Source organism: Lacrimispora sphenoides (assembly GCF_900105215.1).
GTDB classification, from domain to species: Bacteria; Bacillota; Clostridia; order Lachnospirales; family Lachnospiraceae; genus Lacrimispora; species Lacrimispora sphenoides_A.
This window is the reverse complement of record NZ_FOIP01000001.1, coordinates 2,541,075-2,556,229: the sequence shown is the minus strand read 5'-3', so window position 1 is coordinate 2,556,229 and position 15,155 is coordinate 2,541,075. Positions and strand designations below refer to the sequence as shown.

Genomic DNA, 15,155 nt, shown 5'->3' with positions numbered 1-15,155 from the left:
CCAAATAAACTTCGTCAAATACACAAAAAAAGCTGTTATGTGCTATCCGAAACCAAAATGGTTTTGATGTGAAATTTTGAGATAATTAAATTTGGGTGTTAATACGGGAGCATAGATATTTTCTGCACTTACAATATCGTGCGAAAAAGACATGCATAAATAGCTTTGCTGGGCTACAGTTTTTATTATATATCATCACTGTAGCCTAGCTTTTTTAGAAATAAATGGTTGTGATAAAAGTGTAAATTTCCTTTGCCACAATCCCTTTTATTCAGCAATCACCAATTCAATACCACTATCTTCTATGCTTTCTTTGTATGCCTTACTGATCGCCCCATCCGTAATGATCACATCAATCTGATTGCTTTCCGCAAAGGTCACAAACGAATTCCGGCCGATTTTATCACTGCTTCCCAGGATGAAAACCTTATCCGATATAGACACAAGCAGCTTTTTCATCTCCGCCTGTCCCACGTCCGGGGTTGTCGCTCCTTTTGCCAGAGTAAAACTGTTTGTACCCATTATTGCCTTATCCACAACCAGATCCTGAAACGGTGCGGTACCAAAGCTGCCTATGGTACAATTATAATGTTTGCGGATGACACCTCCGATGAAATAAACCGTAACATCCTCAAACTGGTCAAGCAGAGCGGCAATGCTTAAGTCGTTGGTCACGACACGAAGATCTTTTTTCGTACCCAGATGCTTTGCAAATGCATAACAGGTACTGCCCGTATCCACTGCAATCGTATCCCCGTCGTCAATGAACGTTACCGCCGCCCTGGCTATCGCCTCCTTGCATTCGGTGGCTTCTCCCCGCTTTTGCGGCTCTATCTCAAATGCCGACTTGGATATCCGCATTGCCCCGCCATGGGTCCTGAGCAGAAGCTTTTCGTTCTCCAGATCTCTTAAGTCGCTTCGGATTGTTGCACCTGATACATTGAACAGTTCACTTAAATAGGCTACCGTCACCTTCTCGGTCTCCTGTAGTAAATTCAAAATCATCTGCTTTCGTTCTTCCATAAATACGGTTTCTTTTTCATTCATTTGGCTTCACCCCTGTTTTTACTATATCTAATATACTATAAATCACCGAAAAAATAAAGTCAGGAGAAGGCCAATTGTCAATCGGATATTCGCTAAAATTGTATCACATGCTTGAGTCCGCTGGATTTTATTGTTTCAGTAAACGCCTTCTGATAGTCTCCTATCTCATAAACATGGGTAACCAGCTGCTTTAAGTCGATGACACCGTCTGCCGCAAAATCCAGGACTTTGCGGTACTGGCTTAAGCTGGCTCTGGTGCTTCCATGGATACTGATCTGCTTATAGTGGATCAAGTTTGAATTGATTGAAACCATCTCCCGGTCTTTTGGCAGGCCTCCGAAGAATAAAACTCTGCCGAATAAGCCAGCCAGCTCGATGGCCATGGACTGCATTTCTCCCGAAGGACATGCAACAATGATCACGTCCGCCCCCCGGTTTTTCGTCAGATGCATCACCGTCTCACGCAGGGAATCTGCCTCTATGGTATGCATATACGGATACAGAGACTTGCAGTAAGCCAGGCGTTCTGCGGACAGGTCATTCATCATGACCATGCCTGCGCCCTGCATCTTTGCCAGCATTCCATGCATCAGACCGATCGGCCCTGCTCCGATAACCAGTACTTTATCCCCTGGATGAATTCCTGCCTGCTCCTGTCCGTTGTACACACAGGAAAGCGGTTCTGCCACAGCCGCTTCGTCAAAGCCCATGTGGTCATCCAGTATTTTTATATTTCCCTGGATAACTGCAGCCTTCGGAATCCTGACATATTCGGCAAATCCCCCGTCTAAGTTGATTCCAAGCGCCTGATAATCCGCGCACAGATGGGTATTGCCGGACACACATCTGTCACAGGTTCCGCAGCCCATATTAGGGGCTACAGCAACCCTCATGCCGGGACGATAGCCCCGTACATGCTTGCCAACCTGTTCAATGATCCCGCTGATCTCATGTCCGATGATCAGCGGATGATCCTTATCGATTCCTGATGCACCGTTTTTGTACATCCGGATATCGGTTCCGCAAAGCGCTGCACTCTTTGTCTTTATCAGAACTTCATCCCCGGATATTTCAGGTACATTTACGTCCTCCAGACGCAGATCCTCTTTTCCATATAATCTTATCGCTTTCATAAATACTCCCTTATATTTCTACACTCTCTGCTTCTGCAGTACGTTCCCTGGGGTACAATTCCTGCAGCATGCACCTTACAGTTTCACAATCTCTCCGGTGACAATGGATTCATTTCCGGCATTGACCACCTTTACAGCCATCAAGCCGTCCTTTCCTGTCACTTCCGGTTCCCGGTCATATAATATCGCCTGGATAAAGCTGATGTCTTCATTGATATAAGCCTCCCGGAACAGGTGGGTCCAGCTGTTCACAACATCCATTCTGCCGCCGTTATTTTTGGTATATATGACTGTGGACTTATCCTTTAGCTCCCCTAATGTAATCAGTCCTCTGGTTCCCAGTATTTCCACGCGCGCATCGTATCCATAGCCCACTCCCTGGGCACCGTCAATGCTTCCCAGAATGCCATTGTCAAACTTTGCATTCATTATAACGTTATCATAGAAATCAGGAAACTCCTCTTTCGCCTCCATGCACCGGTAATTACCCGCCACAGCGTATACGGTTTGAAATTCTCCCTTTGTAAACCAGCGGAGCGTGTCGATGTCATGGCTGTTTACTTCTGCGAGGGGGCCATTGCTCTTTTTAATATCATACATCCATGGCTTGGGTATGCTGGGGCCCCTTGTGAGGGATTTAACAAGCACCACATCACCGATCTCCCCTTCCTCCACAAGCTTCTTTCCATAGACGAAGCTGTCATCAAATCTCCGCATGAACCCGATTTGAAGCTTGACACCGTTTGCCTTTGCGGCACCGATCATCTCCTCGCACTCTTTCTCATTCATTGCCATTGGCTTTTCGCAGAGAATGTGTTTCTTTGCATTTGCGGCCGCGATTACAATCTCACGGTGAAACACAGTGGGCGTGACAACGACTACGGCATCGATCTCTTCATTTTTCAGCGCTTCCTTATAATCTGTGTAATACAGTGAAATCTCCAGTTCCTTCACCGCCGCCTGACACGCAGCTTCCGAAGGATCACAGACTGCCGCCATTTTCGCATACGGTACACGGGATACGAAATTTCTTGCATGAATCATTCCTGCACGCCCTGCGCCTATCAAACAAATATTTATTATGTCTCTCATCCTTATTTCCCCTCACCGCTGTTCAATCAGCGTTTCTTTAAAAAGCTTACCAAAACTCCGGATATGATCGTTCCCACGATAATTGCCACAAGGTAGAGCGGCAGATTGGAAACTGCCCCCGGAATAACAAATACAAAGGCCCCGCCATGAGGAACCGCCAGCCCGCAGTTAAAGATCATGGATAACGCTCCGGTAACCGCTGCTCCTATGGTAACAGAAGGTAGTACACGGACCGGATCGGCTGCCGCAAAGGGGATTGCCCCCTCGCTGATAAAAGAAGCTCCCAGGATCCAAGCCGTCTTTCCCGACTCAATTTGGTCTGTGGTATAACGATCCTTCGCAATGATGGTGGAAAGTGCCATTGCTAACGGAGGAACCATACCCGAAGCCATAACCGCCGCCATAACCGGTGCCGTCTCTCCCGGAGACAAAGTCGTTAAAGACGCAACTCCAAAGAAATAAGCTGCCTTTCCGATGGGTCCAGCTAAATCGACCGCCATCATTGCCCCAAGAATCAATCCCAGAAGGGCGGAATTCACACCGGATAAGCTGTTTAAAAACTCTGTGATCCAAACATTCAGCGCCTTAAAAGGAGTACCGATGATAAAAATCATGGTAAGCCCTACAATCACAGATGATAAAAACGGTACGATCAAAACAGGCATCAGGCCTTCCAGACCCTTTGGCATTTTGATCACCTTTTTTAAGAATAATGCCGCGTATCCGCCTAAAAATCCACCGATCAGCGCTCCTAAAAATCCCGCATTCAATGTGCTGGCAAGCATACCGCCTACCATACCGGGCAGAAGGCCGGGCCGGTCTGAGATGGAGTGTCCGATAAATCCTCCCAGAATTGGGAACATGAGAGCCATGCAGACTCCGCCGCCAATCATGCTGAAGGCCTGTGCAATCGGTCCCTCCGAATGGATGCCGCCGAATGCAAAAGAAAGAGCAATACAGATGCCTCCTGCCACGACAAAGGGAATCATATAGGAAACACCTGCCATCAGATGTTTGTAGACACTGACCTTTTGTTTCGTATTTTGCGCTGCATTCGTGTCCATACCTGCCTCAGCGTTCTTGTAAATATATGTACTTGCCAGTGCCTTCTCAATGATCTCACCGGCCTTGTTGATGCCGTCCTCCACATTGGTCTCATACAGACGTTTTCCATGAAACCGTTCCTTGTTGACACCGGTATTGGCTGCGATAAGCACTGCGTCTGCTGCGGCAATGTCTTCCGCTGTAAGTACATTTTCCGCACCAATGGACCCCTGTGTCTCAACCTTGATCTCGTGCCCCATGGCCTTAGCTTCCATCATAAGTTTCTCCGCAGCCATATAAGTATGTGCGATTCCTGTGGAGCAGGAAGTAATTGCTACTAATTTCATAAAGAAACCCCCTCTTCTAAAATAGTGAACAGTTGTCTTTTATCCTCACATGTCAGCAAACGGCTTCTGAATTCTTCATGCATCAGGCTTCTTGCAAGCTTTGCCAATATCTTTAAATGCAGATCATCCGTTGTGTCTGGAACTGCAATCAGAAAGATCAGGGAGGCAAGGCTCCCATCTGGAGCATTGAAATTCACACCGTCTTTGCTTTTCGCAAAAACCAGGGCCGGACTCTTCACTGTGTGGCTCTTACCATGAGGAATTGCCACCTGCATGCCGATTCCTGTAGGTCCGATTGCCTCCCGCTCCATTACTGTCTCCAGAAAGACCGCTTCGTCTTCAATCCGGCCTTCTGCCTTTAGCAGGGCAATCATATCCGTCAGACATTTCTCCTTATGGCCTGCCGATAAATCTGTAATCATTAAATCTTTATTGATTAAAGCTGAAATTTTTAGCATGTTTGTTCCCCACCCTCATCTTTTAATAGCCGGACTTCAAAGCTTCACGGTAGCCTTCCAGTATCTTAAAGCTGCTGCTGGTGCCGATGCGCTCAGCTCCTGCTTCAATCATCTGCCTGCAGGTTTCCCAGTCACGTATTCCTCCTGCTGCCTTCACTTTGATCTCTTCTCCTACGACCTCTTTCATCAGCCTCACATCTTCCGCAGTTGCCCCGCTTGTTCCAAACCCGGTAGAGGTCTTAACAAAATCCGGCTTTACTTTTTTGGCAATCACCGCGGCTTTACGGATCTCATCTTTTTCGAGATAGCAGTTTTCAAAGATAACTTTACTTAAAACACCTGCTTTCCGGCAGATATCGCAGATCTGTATCATCTCTTCTTCTATGTAATCATAATTACCGTTTTTCAGTTCCCCGATATTGATTACATAATCAATTTCATCCGCCCCATGCAAAATCGCATCCTGCGTCTCGAAGCACTTTGTCTCGATGGTTGTCTGCCCCAAAGGAAATCCAATTGCAGCCCCCACATGGACCGGAGTATCCTTTAACAGGGATTTGCAATAGGCAACCGGTGAGGAGTTGATCGCAACCATCTTAAAACCATTCTCTTTTGCCTCCCTGCACAGCTGATCAAAATCAGCTTTTACCGCACCGGCTTTTAAGCAGGTATGGTCAAACAGATTTGCCAGCTTTTCTTCCGTTAACTCACTTAGTTTCATTCTTTCATTTCCTTTCTCTTCATTTTTGTTTGGTTTCATATCTCAATTTTATATTATCATAATTTTTGTATTTGTCAATAATATACTTTCATATATTTTTACTTTCTTTGTTTTCATTTTACTTTATACAATTTCATTGCAGTGTATTGACGGAATGCAATGTTAATATATAAACAAAAAAAGCCCCGTCCTTTCAAAAGGACGAGGCAAAAGTCTCGCTAAGAGCTTTTTTATTTATTTAATTGCAATAATCCTACTTTAATTCCGGCCAATATTCTTTATTGGCCTCTATCAGATCATCTAAAATCTGTTTTGCAACAGAGGCGCTTGGCACAGTCTTTGATAAGGTCAGGGCCTGCCACAGCTTTAAATAGCTTCCCTCGATCCAGGCCTCTACCACCAGACGTTCCACTGCAAGCTGCTCTTCCATCATGCCCTTTTCAAAGGTTGGAATGTTCCCCTGGCACAAAGGCTCAGGTCCTTCATTACCTACCAGACAAGGAACTTCTACCATGGCGGTAGGGTCAAAATTAGAGATAGCTCCCTTATTTTCCACGATGCAGAGCATCTGCTCACGGGTATTGAATCCAATCGCGCAGGCCAGATCCACAATAAAGGAAGCGTGATTGTCTATGGAGAACTCTCCGCCTTTTGCGGTCCCTGCCTGAATGATGGCTCTTGCGGCGCTAAACACTTCTTTTTCTCTTCCCTCTATCACCTCATTGGCTCTGGTATGATTGGGATCGGTGTGTTCCACCACATAATCCGGGTAAAGGTAGTATTTTAAATAGGTATTGGGAAGAAAATCTGGTTCCAGCTTTAATAAATCTGCCGCCTTTTTATGGGTCAGCTGCCAGCTTTCATCCATATGCTGAGTCTCCACAGCCTTTTCAGTCAGATACCCGTTTTTAGACACATAATCCAAAAGCTGCGGCATCAAGTCTGTCCCATCCTTATCCTTTACGCTGGTCCACCAGCCAAAATGGTTCAGTCCGAAATACTTCACATCCATGTCCTTGGGATCCCTGCCTACAATGTAGCCCATACGTCTCTTGGTTCCCACCGGCATATCGCAGATATTTAATACCTTGGAATTAGGCTTTAACACACGGCAGGCCTCTGCTACGATAGAAGCAGGATTGGAGTAATTAAGCATCCAGCAGTCCGGAGAATATTTTTCCATAAAATCAATTAACTCCATCATACCGCCAATGCTTCTCATCCCATATGCGATTCCACCGGGACCGCAGGTCTCCTGTCCCACCACATGGTATTTCATTGGAATTTTTTCATCCAGCTCCCGCATGGCATATTTGCCCACCCGGATATGAGCCATGCAGAAATCTACATCAGTAAAAGCTTCCTTAGGATCCGTTGTATAGGAAAACTCCACCTCCGGTGCAATTTCCTTCATTACGATGCCTATGGCCTTTGCCAGGGTTTCCTGACGCTCTCCGTCATTGTCGTAAAGCTTTAAAGAACGTATGGGAAAACGATGCAGGTTATCCATCATCATCATTACAATACCTGGCGTATAAGTACTCCCGCCTCCTGCGATTACGATTGAGAATTTTTTCACTTTATTTTACCTCCTTGCTTTGTCTGGTTTATTACTTAGTTACTCTCGCCGTTTCCCAGCTCCTCATCGACAGCCCTTCTTACGGCAGTAACCTTTAAACCATAAATTACCTGAACGTTATTGCCCTTTTTCACCACACCATTGGCTCCGGTGCCGTTTTTCAGCACATCCTCCAGTACCAGGTCCGGATCTGTAAGGATCAGGCGAAGACGGGTGAAGCAGTTATCCACTTTTTCAATATTACCTGCTCCGCCCAGGGCTTTTATAATCAGCCCGGCATCCACATCATCGGTGTCTATTCCCTCTTTTTCAGAAGCAACCTTTTCTTTATATTCCGCCTTGGTGTGAAGCTTCATTTCCATTCCTTCTGTTTCCCGTCCCAGAGTCTTTAAATTCAGTTTTGTAATGAGAAGGCGGAAAATGGCATAATAGACTACAAAAAATATAAGGCCTGTGATGATGTACATGGGCCATCCGGTTTTATGAATTCCCAAAGGCACGTTGAAAAGCAGGAAATCCAGAAAGCCGTTAGGACCGATGGCACGGACATTCAATATATTAAGAACTACCATGCTGAGTCCGCTTAACCCGGCATGAACAATAAACAGGACCGGAGCCACGAACATAAAGGAAAATTCAATGGGCTCTGTAACACCTGCAATGAAAGAAGTGAATGCAGCAGGAATCAGAATGGCTTTTATCTTATTGCGGTTTTCCGGTCTGGCCGTATGATACATGGCAAGACAGGCACCCATAAGACCGAACATCTTGGAAATTCCTCTTGCATCCCATATCACTGACCGGGACAGTACCTGAATGGAAGGGTCTGCGATTTCTGCATAATAAATGTTTCTTGCACCCTCAAACACCTGTCCCCCTATGGTTTCAATGCCTCCAAGAGAGGTATATAAAAACGGGGTATAGACCAGATGATGAAGGCCTGTTGGTATTAAAAGACGTTCCAGGGCACCGTAAATAAAAATCCCGAAGTTTCCGGAACGATTAATGAATCCACCAAGGCTGGTGATTCCCATCTGGACAAAGGGCCATACATAAGTAAGGAGCACAGCCAGTAAAACGGTCACAGGAATCAATACGATGAATACAAACCTGGAACCACCGTAAATCTGGAACGCATTTTGGAATTCTGTTTCACAAAACCGGTTATGGACCATGGCCGTTACGATTCCCAAAATAATTCCAAGGAACACGCCCATGTCCAGGATCTGTACGCCAAGCACCATGGCCTGACCCGTTCCCCTTAAAGATTCCCCTGTAAATAGGATCCCCGTCAGGGTCATAAACTTGTTCATGGCGTTAATGAATACTAGAAATCCCAAAAGACCGGTAAAACCAGCCTCATATTTCTTCTTATTGGCAAGGCCAGCTGCAAGTCCCACACAGAAGATCAGCCCCAGGTTGTTTAAGATCGAAACCAGGGAGCCGGACAAAATGGTGCCAAAGCCCTTTGTCACCGGATTATCCATAAAGGGCAGAAGCTCCAGCAATTTTGCATTGGTAAATAAATTTCCCACAGCGATTAAAATACCTGCGATGGGCAGGATCAAAACCGGGATGAACATTGCTTTTGAAAAGCGCTGCAACTGATCCATCACTTTATCTTTCATTCTCTTTTCCTCCAACTATCAATGAATGGTTTGCTGTTTTTCATTTCACGTGAAATTCATATCCGTATTATAGCCGCCGTCTCCCCCATTGTATATACTTTGGGAAAGAATAGGAACCTGTTATTCCAAGTGGTAACAGGTTTCAAAAAAAGTCCGGATGCCGCTATTTTAAACGTCATCCGGAACCTTTATTCTTCTTTTTTATCCATATTTTGAAGCACCTTATGATATTCGTAGATTAATAGCTCCATCAGCATGAACACATTGGGGAAAAATGTGTTTGCCATCATATTTCTGTCATCCAGCTTATTGCTGTCCTCTATGCGAAACTGCATATCTGTTATGGAACTGACCCGGTTTTCCGCCTCATTGGTAAAGGACACGGTAAAAATGCCGTTCTCTCTGGCAGTTTTCACCCGGTCTGCTACCCAGTCCGTTTCTCCTGACCTGGAAACTACAATAAGCATTTTCATATTCTCCAGATTGTTTTCAAAAACACCGATGGAATCCATTCCATTGGAATAAATGCATTTTATCCCAAGGACAAGAAGTTTTTTTGTTAAATATTCCACAGGAATGGCGGAAAAACCGGTTGCGTACAAAAATACGTAACCTACATCCAGATGGCCCAGCCGCCTGGCAAATTCCCGGATGTCTTCATAGGAATTATACTTTAAAAGAGAGTTGGAGCAAAAGCTGTTGATAAACTGCATTCCGGCATCCTCATTGTCCCTGGCCCGGTTTACAAGCGGCAACAGCTTGTAATACATGTCCACAAACCCGCTGTAGCCCAGCTTTTTTGTCAGGCGCATAATGGTTGAGGTAGAGGTGTAATTTTCCTTTGCAACTCCCCTCACCCCCATTTTAAGCATGGAATCCATGTGTTCAATGATATAACGGAGAACACTGTCCTCCACCTCAGTCAGGTTCTTTCCCGCTGTCAGTTTGCTTAAATCCACCATTCCTGCTATCCTTCCTTCCCATTCTCGTCTCTCATCCATTATAAAAAATCTTCATACCCCTGAATCATGGGATAAGGGGCGCAGTCCTTTAAGGCCGCGGTTATGGTTCCCTTCACATAGGTGCTGAACCCCTGGCGGCGAAAATCTTCCTTGTTCTTATTTTTTATCAGCCGGCCGCCTCTGCCCAGTTCTCCGATGTAATTCCCATTCTGGTCGTAGATTTCTTTTCCATAGAATTTCCCAAGAATCCTTCCGTCACAAGCAGCCAGGTAATCCCTCTGCCTTACTCCGATATAGTTTCCCTGCCAATTCCAGTATCGTTCCATTGAAATCCATCCTTCCTCTTATCATTCTCTGCAATCATACACCATTTTTCCTCAAAAAGAAACACTTTAGGGTGGCACATTGCTAAATTTTCAATGAATGCTGGATTTTTCACGGGTTCTGTTATATAATCAACAGAAAAAACACAGATTAATCACATACACAGGAGGATGCCATGGGATTTCAATATGTAAACAATCTGCCAAGCCCGGAAGAAATTAAGGAACGCTTTCCACTTCCAGCAGAATTTAAAGCCCTTAAAATAGAACGCGATCAAGCCATCAGCGATGTACTCACAGGAAAAAGCGATAAATTCCTTGTTATTATCGGTCCTTGCTCCGCTGACAATGAGGAGTCTGTTGCTGATTATGTAAACCGGCTTGTGAAGGTACAGGAAAAGACAAAAGACCGTCTGATCCTCATCCCAAGAATTTATACCAATAAACCCAGAACCACAGGAGAAGGATACAAGGGAATGCTTCACCAGCCTGATCCGGAAAAAAAGCCGGACATGCACGAAGGTCTCATTGCCATCCGCAGGATGCACATGAATGTGTTCCTTGAAACCGGTTTATCCACAGCCGATGAGATGCTGTATCCGGAAAACCTGGGATATCTTGATGATATTATGTCTTACATTGCCATTGGTGCCCGTTCCGTGGAAAACCAGCAGCACCGTCTGACTTCTAGTGCCTGTGACGTTGCCGTAGGCATGAAAAATCCTACCAGCGGAGACATGTCTGTTATGCTTAACTCCGTAGTGGCCGCACAGCAGGCCCATGATTTCACCTACAGAGGTTGGGAAGTGAGGAGCAAGGGCAATCCATTGGCCCACACCATCCTAAGAGGTGCGGTCAACAAGCACGGCCAGTGCATCCCCAACTACCATTTTGAAGATTTATTCCTTCTTCATGAGATGTACAGCCGCCGCAATCTCCAAAACCCGGCCTGCATCGTGGACGCCAACCACTCCAATTCCAACAAGAAATATAAGGAGCAGTTCCGTATTTCCAAGGAAGTCCTGCACAGCAGAAAGCATTCCCCGGAAATCCGTTCCCTGATAAAAGGCCTGATGATTGAAAGCTACATTGAGCCGGGCAGCCAGAAAGTTGGAGAAGGCATTTACGGAAAATCCATCACCGATCCCTGTCTGGGCTGGGAAGATTCCGAGCGTCTGATCTATGAAATCGCTGAAAATGCATAATATAATATTTTAATTCAAGTCATGCCAGAGGCATTTTTACTGTCTCCGGCATGTTTCTTTTTACTGATTACTATCCGTATTCTCCGTTTGTTATTAGTAATTAACCTGTTTTTCAATTATTTTTCAATTTTCTCTTGTTTTTCTAATAGGAGGTGATAAAATAAAATTGAAGTCATTCATATGACTCTTCATCCTGTTGATATCTCTATACCCCTCTATGTTGTTGGCACGCTCATGCCGGGTTTATCCGGCTATCAGGAAAAGGAGGTATGGGTATGCGAACCATTGAAGTCGATATCCAGCTGCGTTACACCCCCATTCCCCTCGCGCTTTTAATCAACACCGCTAATGCCTTTGACTGTGATATTTATATTGACTACGGTTTAACAAAGGTGAATGTCAAGAACTACGACGAGATGAAAAAAGGGCTTAACACGCAGAACCGGAACTTACAATTTAATTTCGACGGCATTGATGAGCTGGCCGCCGAAGGACGGATCGAGATGCTGTTTCAACCATGATCCGTCAGAAAGGAACCTTTATGAACTATCATAAAAAAGAGAGTTGATATTAGCATAACGCTGATCATCAACTCTCTTTTCTATATTTTCTTAACCAAGGAAAGCCGTAATGGTAAAATATAAAAGCACCACTGCTCCCAATACAATTCTGTAATATCCGAAGAATTTAAAATCATGCTGTCTGATATATCCCATTAAGAACTTAATTGAATAAACAGAAACTACAAAAGCAATCACCATGCCTAAAATCAGATAGAAGACCTGAGTTCCGGTAAAATTCATTCCATATTTCACAACCTTTAAAAGGCTGGCTCCAAACATCACCGGAATCCCCAGGAAAAAGGAAAACTCTGCGGAAGCCGCCCGGGAACAGCCCAGGATCATGGCACCGAGAATGGTGGCACCGGAACGTGAGGTACCCGGAATCAGGGCCAGAAGCTGAAACAGTCCGATCCATAGAGCTGTCTGGTAAGAGATATCTCCCACCTTCTGAACTTCAAAGCTCCGGTACTGGTTCCTGTTCTCAATGACGATAAACAGCACACCATAGAGGATCAGGGTCATCGCCACTACATAGCCGTTCATCAGATACTCATCAAGGATATCATCCACCAGGAACCCGATCACTGCTGCGGGAATACAGGCTAAGATGATCTTTGACCATAGAACCAGAGTGGCCTGCTTCTGCGCCGGTTTTTTCCTGACGGAAAAGGGGTTAAGCTTGTCAAAATACAAAACCAGCACCGCCAGAATCGCCCCCAGCTGAATGACAACCAAAAACATGTTTTTAAATGCACTCGGCTGATTTAAGTGTATAATCTCATCTACCAGGATCATGTGGCCCGTACTGCTTATGGGTAGCCACTCCGTAAAGCCCTCCACAATTCCAAGAACAATTACTTTTAAAATCTCAATGATATTCATTCCTTTTCCCCTGTCTTTTTAAATATTTTCAATCTGCCAGTCAATAGGCTCCAACCCATTTTCCTTTAAATAGGCATTGGTTCTGCTAAAGTGTTTACAGCCCAAAAATCCCCTGTAAGCGGAAAGAGGGCTAGGATGAGGCGCCTCCAGAATGAGGTGCCTTGGGTTTGTTAACATGACCTTCTTATTCTGGGCCGGGCGTCCCCATAAAAGGAATACCATGGGCCGGTCCTGTTTATTTAAAATCTTAATGGCTGCATCCGTAAAGTTCTCCCAGCCGATCCCCTGGTGGGAGTTGGCTGCATGGGCACGCACCGTAAGCACCGTATTAAGGAGCATGACCCCCTGATCTGCCCACTTTTTTAAATATCCGTTATTTGGAACCTCACAGCCAAGATCTTCCCGCAGCTCCTGATAAATATTTACAAGGGACGGAGGAATATCCACATCTGGCTTTACGGAAAAACAAAGCCCGTGGGCCTGCCCATTATTATGATAAGGATCCTGGCCTAAAATCACTACCTTTGCATTGGAAAGAGGCGTGAACTGAAACGCGTTAAAAATGTCGTTTGGGTCAGGAAAGACCTGGGTCTTTTCATATTCATGCTTCACTTTCTGATAAAGTTCCCTGTAATATGGCTTTTTAAACTCTTCGCTTAAGGGTTCCAGCCAGTCGTTCTCAATTGCTCCCATTCTTTCTCCTTTGCATTTTTCGGGAAAACCCCATTTGTATAAAAATAAACCTTAAATCCTCACCGGTACTCCCATGACTTCCAAATACCGTTTTAATTCCATGATCTCCAGCTCCTTGTAATGGAACAGGGAGGCAGCTAATGCAGCATCTGCCTTTCCTTCCGTCAGTGCGTGATGGAAATGCTCCATCGTGCCTGCACCTCCTGAAGCGATCACAGGCACGGAAACATGCTCTGCTATGATGCGGTTTAACTCATCATCATATCCTGCCTTCGTTCCGTCGCAGTCCATGCTGGTAAGGAGGATCTCTCCTGCTCCTAGGCTGTCTGCCTTCATGGCCCATTCCACCGCATCCAGTCCGGTATCGATCCGGCCGCCGTTCTTATATACGTTCCAGCCGCTTCCATCCTTCCGCCTTCTGGCATCAATGGCAACCACCACACATTGGCGTCCGAATTTGCCTGCTGCGTCGGAGATCAGCTGAGGAGTATTGATGGCCGAGGAATTAATGGATATCTTATCCGCGCCTTCTCTTAAAAGCATTCTAAAATCCTCCACCGTGCGGATCCCGCCGCCGACAGTAAAGGGGATAAATACCTTATCCGCCACCCGGCGCACCATATCCACCACCGTATTCCGGTTGTCAGAGGACGCGGTGATATCAAGGAACACCAGTTCATCGGCTCCGGCCCTGTCATAAGCCGCTGCAATCTCCACCGGGTCACCGGCATCCTGTAAATTCACGAAATTAACACCCTTTACTACTCTTCCGTCCTTCACATCCAAACATGGAATGATCCTCTTCGTAAGCATCCTGTACCTCCTTAAGTCAATTCAATGAAATTTTTCAGAATATTAAGGCCAGTATCACCGCTCTTCTCCGGATGGAACTGGCAGGCAAAAAGATTATCATGTTCCACCGATGCCCCAAACTTTATTCCATAGGTTGAAGAAGCAGCTACATCAGATTCCCGTCCCGCTTCTAAATAATATGAATGGACAAAATACACATATGCCCCGGAATCAATTCCTTTAAAAAGTCTTGTACCAGGCTTTATATCCAGGCGGTTCCAGCCCATATGAGGGACTTTAAGCCCAGGTGTCTCCGGAAATTTCACGATCTTACCAGGAAGCAGGGAAAGTCCCCTGACCCCTTCGCATTCTCCGCTGCTTTCAAAGAAAAGCTGAAGCCCAAGGCATATTCCGAGAAAAGGCGTTCCTTTTGAAACTACCTGATGGATTACATCCACCAGCTCATACTGATGAAGCTTTTCCATCGCATCGCCAAAAGAACCAACACCCGGAAGAATCACCTTGTCCGCAGAAAGGAGGATCTCTTTTTCCCGGCTTACCACCGGATTTTCCCCTAATGCGGTCAGAGCTTTCTCCACACTCTTTAAGTTTCCAGCATCGTAGTCGATTATCGCAATCATGGCCGTCACCTCTTTACGTCTTTTTTCAACATTTTAACACAGTAA

Annotated in this window: 16 protein-coding genes; 2 read left to right on the top strand and 14 right to left on the bottom strand. The window is 45.5% G+C overall.

Annotation, left to right across the window (positions count from 1 at the left end; translation table 11 throughout):
- Positions 1-267: 267 nt before the first annotated feature.
- From BMW45_RS11650 to BMW45_RS11605, 10 genes are all read right to left on the bottom strand, one after another.
- Positions 268-1,047: a DeoR/GlpR family DNA-binding transcription regulator gene (locus BMW45_RS11650; RefSeq protein ID WP_025234765.1), complete on the bottom strand. Its 780-nt coding sequence runs from the start codon at positions 1,045-1,047 to the stop codon at positions 268-270.
- Positions 1,048-1,139: 92 nt separating this feature from the next.
- Positions 1,140-2,180, bottom strand: a complete 1,041-nt coding sequence (locus BMW45_RS11645; protein ID WP_092243631.1) for an alcohol dehydrogenase catalytic domain-containing protein — start codon at positions 2,178-2,180, stop codon at positions 1,140-1,142.
- Positions 2,181-2,255: 75 nt separating this feature from the next.
- Entirely contained in the window at positions 2,256-3,272 is a 1,017-nt protein-coding gene (locus BMW45_RS11640) for a Gfo/Idh/MocA family oxidoreductase (RefSeq protein ID WP_092243628.1), read from the bottom strand.
- 26 nt (positions 3,273-3,298) lie between these two features.
- Positions 3,299-4,663 carry a PTS fructose transporter subunit IIC gene (locus BMW45_RS11635; RefSeq protein WP_025234768.1) on the bottom strand — a complete coding sequence of 455 codons (1,365 nt, stop codon included), beginning with the start codon at positions 4,661-4,663 and terminating at the stop codon, positions 3,299-3,301.
- Positions 4,660-5,121 carry a PTS sugar transporter subunit IIA gene (locus tag BMW45_RS11630; protein ID WP_092243626.1) on the bottom strand — a complete coding sequence of 154 codons (462 nt, stop codon included), beginning with the start codon at positions 5,119-5,121 and terminating at the stop codon, positions 4,660-4,662. Before BMW45_RS11630 ends, BMW45_RS11635 begins: the two co-directional genes overlap by 4 nt.
- Before the next feature lie 22 nt (positions 5,122-5,143).
- Positions 5,144-5,842, bottom strand: coding sequence for a deoxyribose-phosphate aldolase (gene deoC / locus BMW45_RS11625; RefSeq protein ID WP_092243623.1), 699 nt, complete (start codon positions 5,840-5,842; stop codon positions 5,144-5,146).
- Positions 5,843-6,095: 253 nt separating this feature from the next.
- On the bottom strand, positions 6,096-7,421 hold the full coding sequence (locus tag BMW45_RS11620) for a 6-phospho-alpha-glucosidase (RefSeq protein WP_092243620.1): 1,326 nt from the start codon (positions 7,419-7,421) through the stop codon (positions 6,096-6,098).
- A 35-nt stretch (positions 7,422-7,456) separates the two neighbouring features.
- The gene (locus BMW45_RS11615; protein WP_092243618.1) at positions 7,457-9,049 is read right to left on the bottom strand and encodes a PTS transporter subunit EIIC; all 1,593 of its coding nucleotides are present in this window, start codon (positions 9,047-9,049) and stop codon (positions 7,457-7,459) included.
- A 188-nt stretch (positions 9,050-9,237) separates the two neighbouring features.
- On the bottom strand, positions 9,238-10,050 hold the full coding sequence (locus BMW45_RS11610; RefSeq protein ID WP_330390742.1) for a MurR/RpiR family transcriptional regulator: 813 nt from the start codon (positions 10,048-10,050) through the stop codon (positions 9,238-9,240).
- Complete coding sequence (locus tag BMW45_RS11605; RefSeq protein ID WP_025234774.1) at positions 10,050-10,337, bottom strand: hypothetical protein; 288 nt, start codon at positions 10,335-10,337, stop codon at positions 10,050-10,052. The genes BMW45_RS11610 and BMW45_RS11605 overlap by 1 nt, the downstream gene beginning before the upstream one ends.
- 173 nt (positions 10,338-10,510) lie before the next feature.
- On the opposite strand from BMW45_RS11605, the gene BMW45_RS11600 reads away from it, so the two are divergent.
- The gene (locus tag BMW45_RS11600) at positions 10,511-11,539 is read left to right on the top strand and encodes a 3-deoxy-7-phosphoheptulonate synthase (protein WP_092243615.1); all 1,029 of its coding nucleotides are present in this window, start codon (positions 10,511-10,513) and stop codon (positions 11,537-11,539) included.
- Positions 11,540-11,814: 275 nt separating this feature from the next.
- The gene (locus BMW45_RS11595; protein WP_025234776.1) at positions 11,815-12,060 is read left to right on the top strand and encodes an HPr family phosphocarrier protein; all 246 of its coding nucleotides are present in this window, start codon (positions 11,815-11,817) and stop codon (positions 12,058-12,060) included.
- 90 nt (positions 12,061-12,150) lie between these two features.
- Here BMW45_RS11595 and BMW45_RS11590 read toward each other — a convergent pair whose 3' ends face one another.
- Genes BMW45_RS11590 through hisH form a run of 4 tightly spaced genes read right to left on the bottom strand, consistent with a single transcriptional unit; the run spans position 12,151 to position 15,110 of the window.
- Positions 12,151-12,984 (bottom strand): undecaprenyl-diphosphate phosphatase, encoded by an 834-nt coding sequence (locus tag BMW45_RS11590; protein WP_092243612.1) that lies wholly within the window; start codon positions 12,982-12,984, stop codon positions 12,151-12,153.
- An 18-nt stretch (positions 12,985-13,002) separates the two neighbouring features.
- Positions 13,003-13,677: a uracil-DNA glycosylase gene (gene ung, locus BMW45_RS11585; protein ID WP_092243609.1), complete on the bottom strand. Its 675-nt coding sequence runs from the start codon at positions 13,675-13,677 to the stop codon at positions 13,003-13,005.
- A gap of 51 nt (positions 13,678-13,728) precedes the next feature.
- Complete coding sequence (gene hisF, locus BMW45_RS11580; protein ID WP_092243606.1) at positions 13,729-14,490, bottom strand: imidazole glycerol phosphate synthase subunit HisF; 762 nt, start codon at positions 14,488-14,490, stop codon at positions 13,729-13,731.
- 11 nt (positions 14,491-14,501) lie between these two features.
- Positions 14,502-15,110, bottom strand: coding sequence for an imidazole glycerol phosphate synthase subunit HisH (gene hisH / locus BMW45_RS11575; RefSeq protein ID WP_092243604.1), 609 nt, complete (start codon positions 15,108-15,110; stop codon positions 14,502-14,504).
- Between the last annotated feature and the right edge of the window lie 45 nt (positions 15,111-15,155).

Coding starts and splice junctions, on each gene's coding strand:
- BMW45_RS11650 (WP_025234765.1), bottom strand. CDS start 1,047: ATGAATGAAAAAGAAACCGTATTTATGGAAGAACGAAAGCAGATGATT.
- BMW45_RS11645 (WP_092243631.1), bottom strand. CDS start 2,180: ATGAAAGCGATAAGATTATATGGAAAAGAGGATCTGCGTCTGGAGGAC.
- BMW45_RS11640 (WP_092243628.1), bottom strand. CDS start 3,272: ATGAGAGACATAATAAATATTTGTTTGATAGGCGCAGGGCGTGCAGGA.
- BMW45_RS11635 (WP_025234768.1), bottom strand. CDS start 4,663: ATGAAATTAGTAGCAATTACTTCCTGCTCCACAGGAATCGCACATACT.
- BMW45_RS11630 (WP_092243626.1), bottom strand. CDS start 5,121: ATGCTAAAAATTTCAGCTTTAATCAATAAAGATTTAATGATTACAGAT.
- deoC (WP_092243623.1), bottom strand. CDS start 5,842: ATGAAACTAAGTGAGTTAACGGAAGAAAAGCTGGCAAATCTGTTTGAC.
- BMW45_RS11615 (WP_092243618.1), bottom strand. CDS start 9,049: ATGAAAGATAAAGTGATGGATCAGTTGCAGCGCTTTTCAAAAGCAATG.
- BMW45_RS11610 (WP_330390742.1), bottom strand. CDS start 10,050: ATGGATGAGAGACGAGAATGGGAAGGAAGGATAGCAGGAATGGTGGAT.
- BMW45_RS11605 (WP_025234774.1), bottom strand. CDS start 10,337: ATGGAACGATACTGGAATTGGCAGGGAAACTATATCGGAGTAAGGCAG.
- BMW45_RS11600 (WP_092243615.1), top strand. CDS start 10,511: ATGGGATTTCAATATGTAAACAATCTGCCAAGCCCGGAAGAAATTAAG.
- BMW45_RS11595 (WP_025234776.1), top strand. CDS start 11,815: ATGCGAACCATTGAAGTCGATATCCAGCTGCGTTACACCCCCATTCCC.
- BMW45_RS11590 (WP_092243612.1), bottom strand. CDS start 12,984: ATGAATATCATTGAGATTTTAAAAGTAATTGTTCTTGGAATTGTGGAG.
- ung (WP_092243609.1), bottom strand. CDS start 13,677: ATGGGAGCAATTGAGAACGACTGGCTGGAACCCTTAAGCGAAGAGTTT.
- hisF (WP_092243606.1), bottom strand. CDS start 14,490: ATGCTTACGAAGAGGATCATTCCATGTTTGGATGTGAAGGACGGAAGA.
- hisH (WP_092243604.1), bottom strand. CDS start 15,110: ATGATTGCGATAATCGACTACGATGCTGGAAACTTAAAGAGTGTGGAG.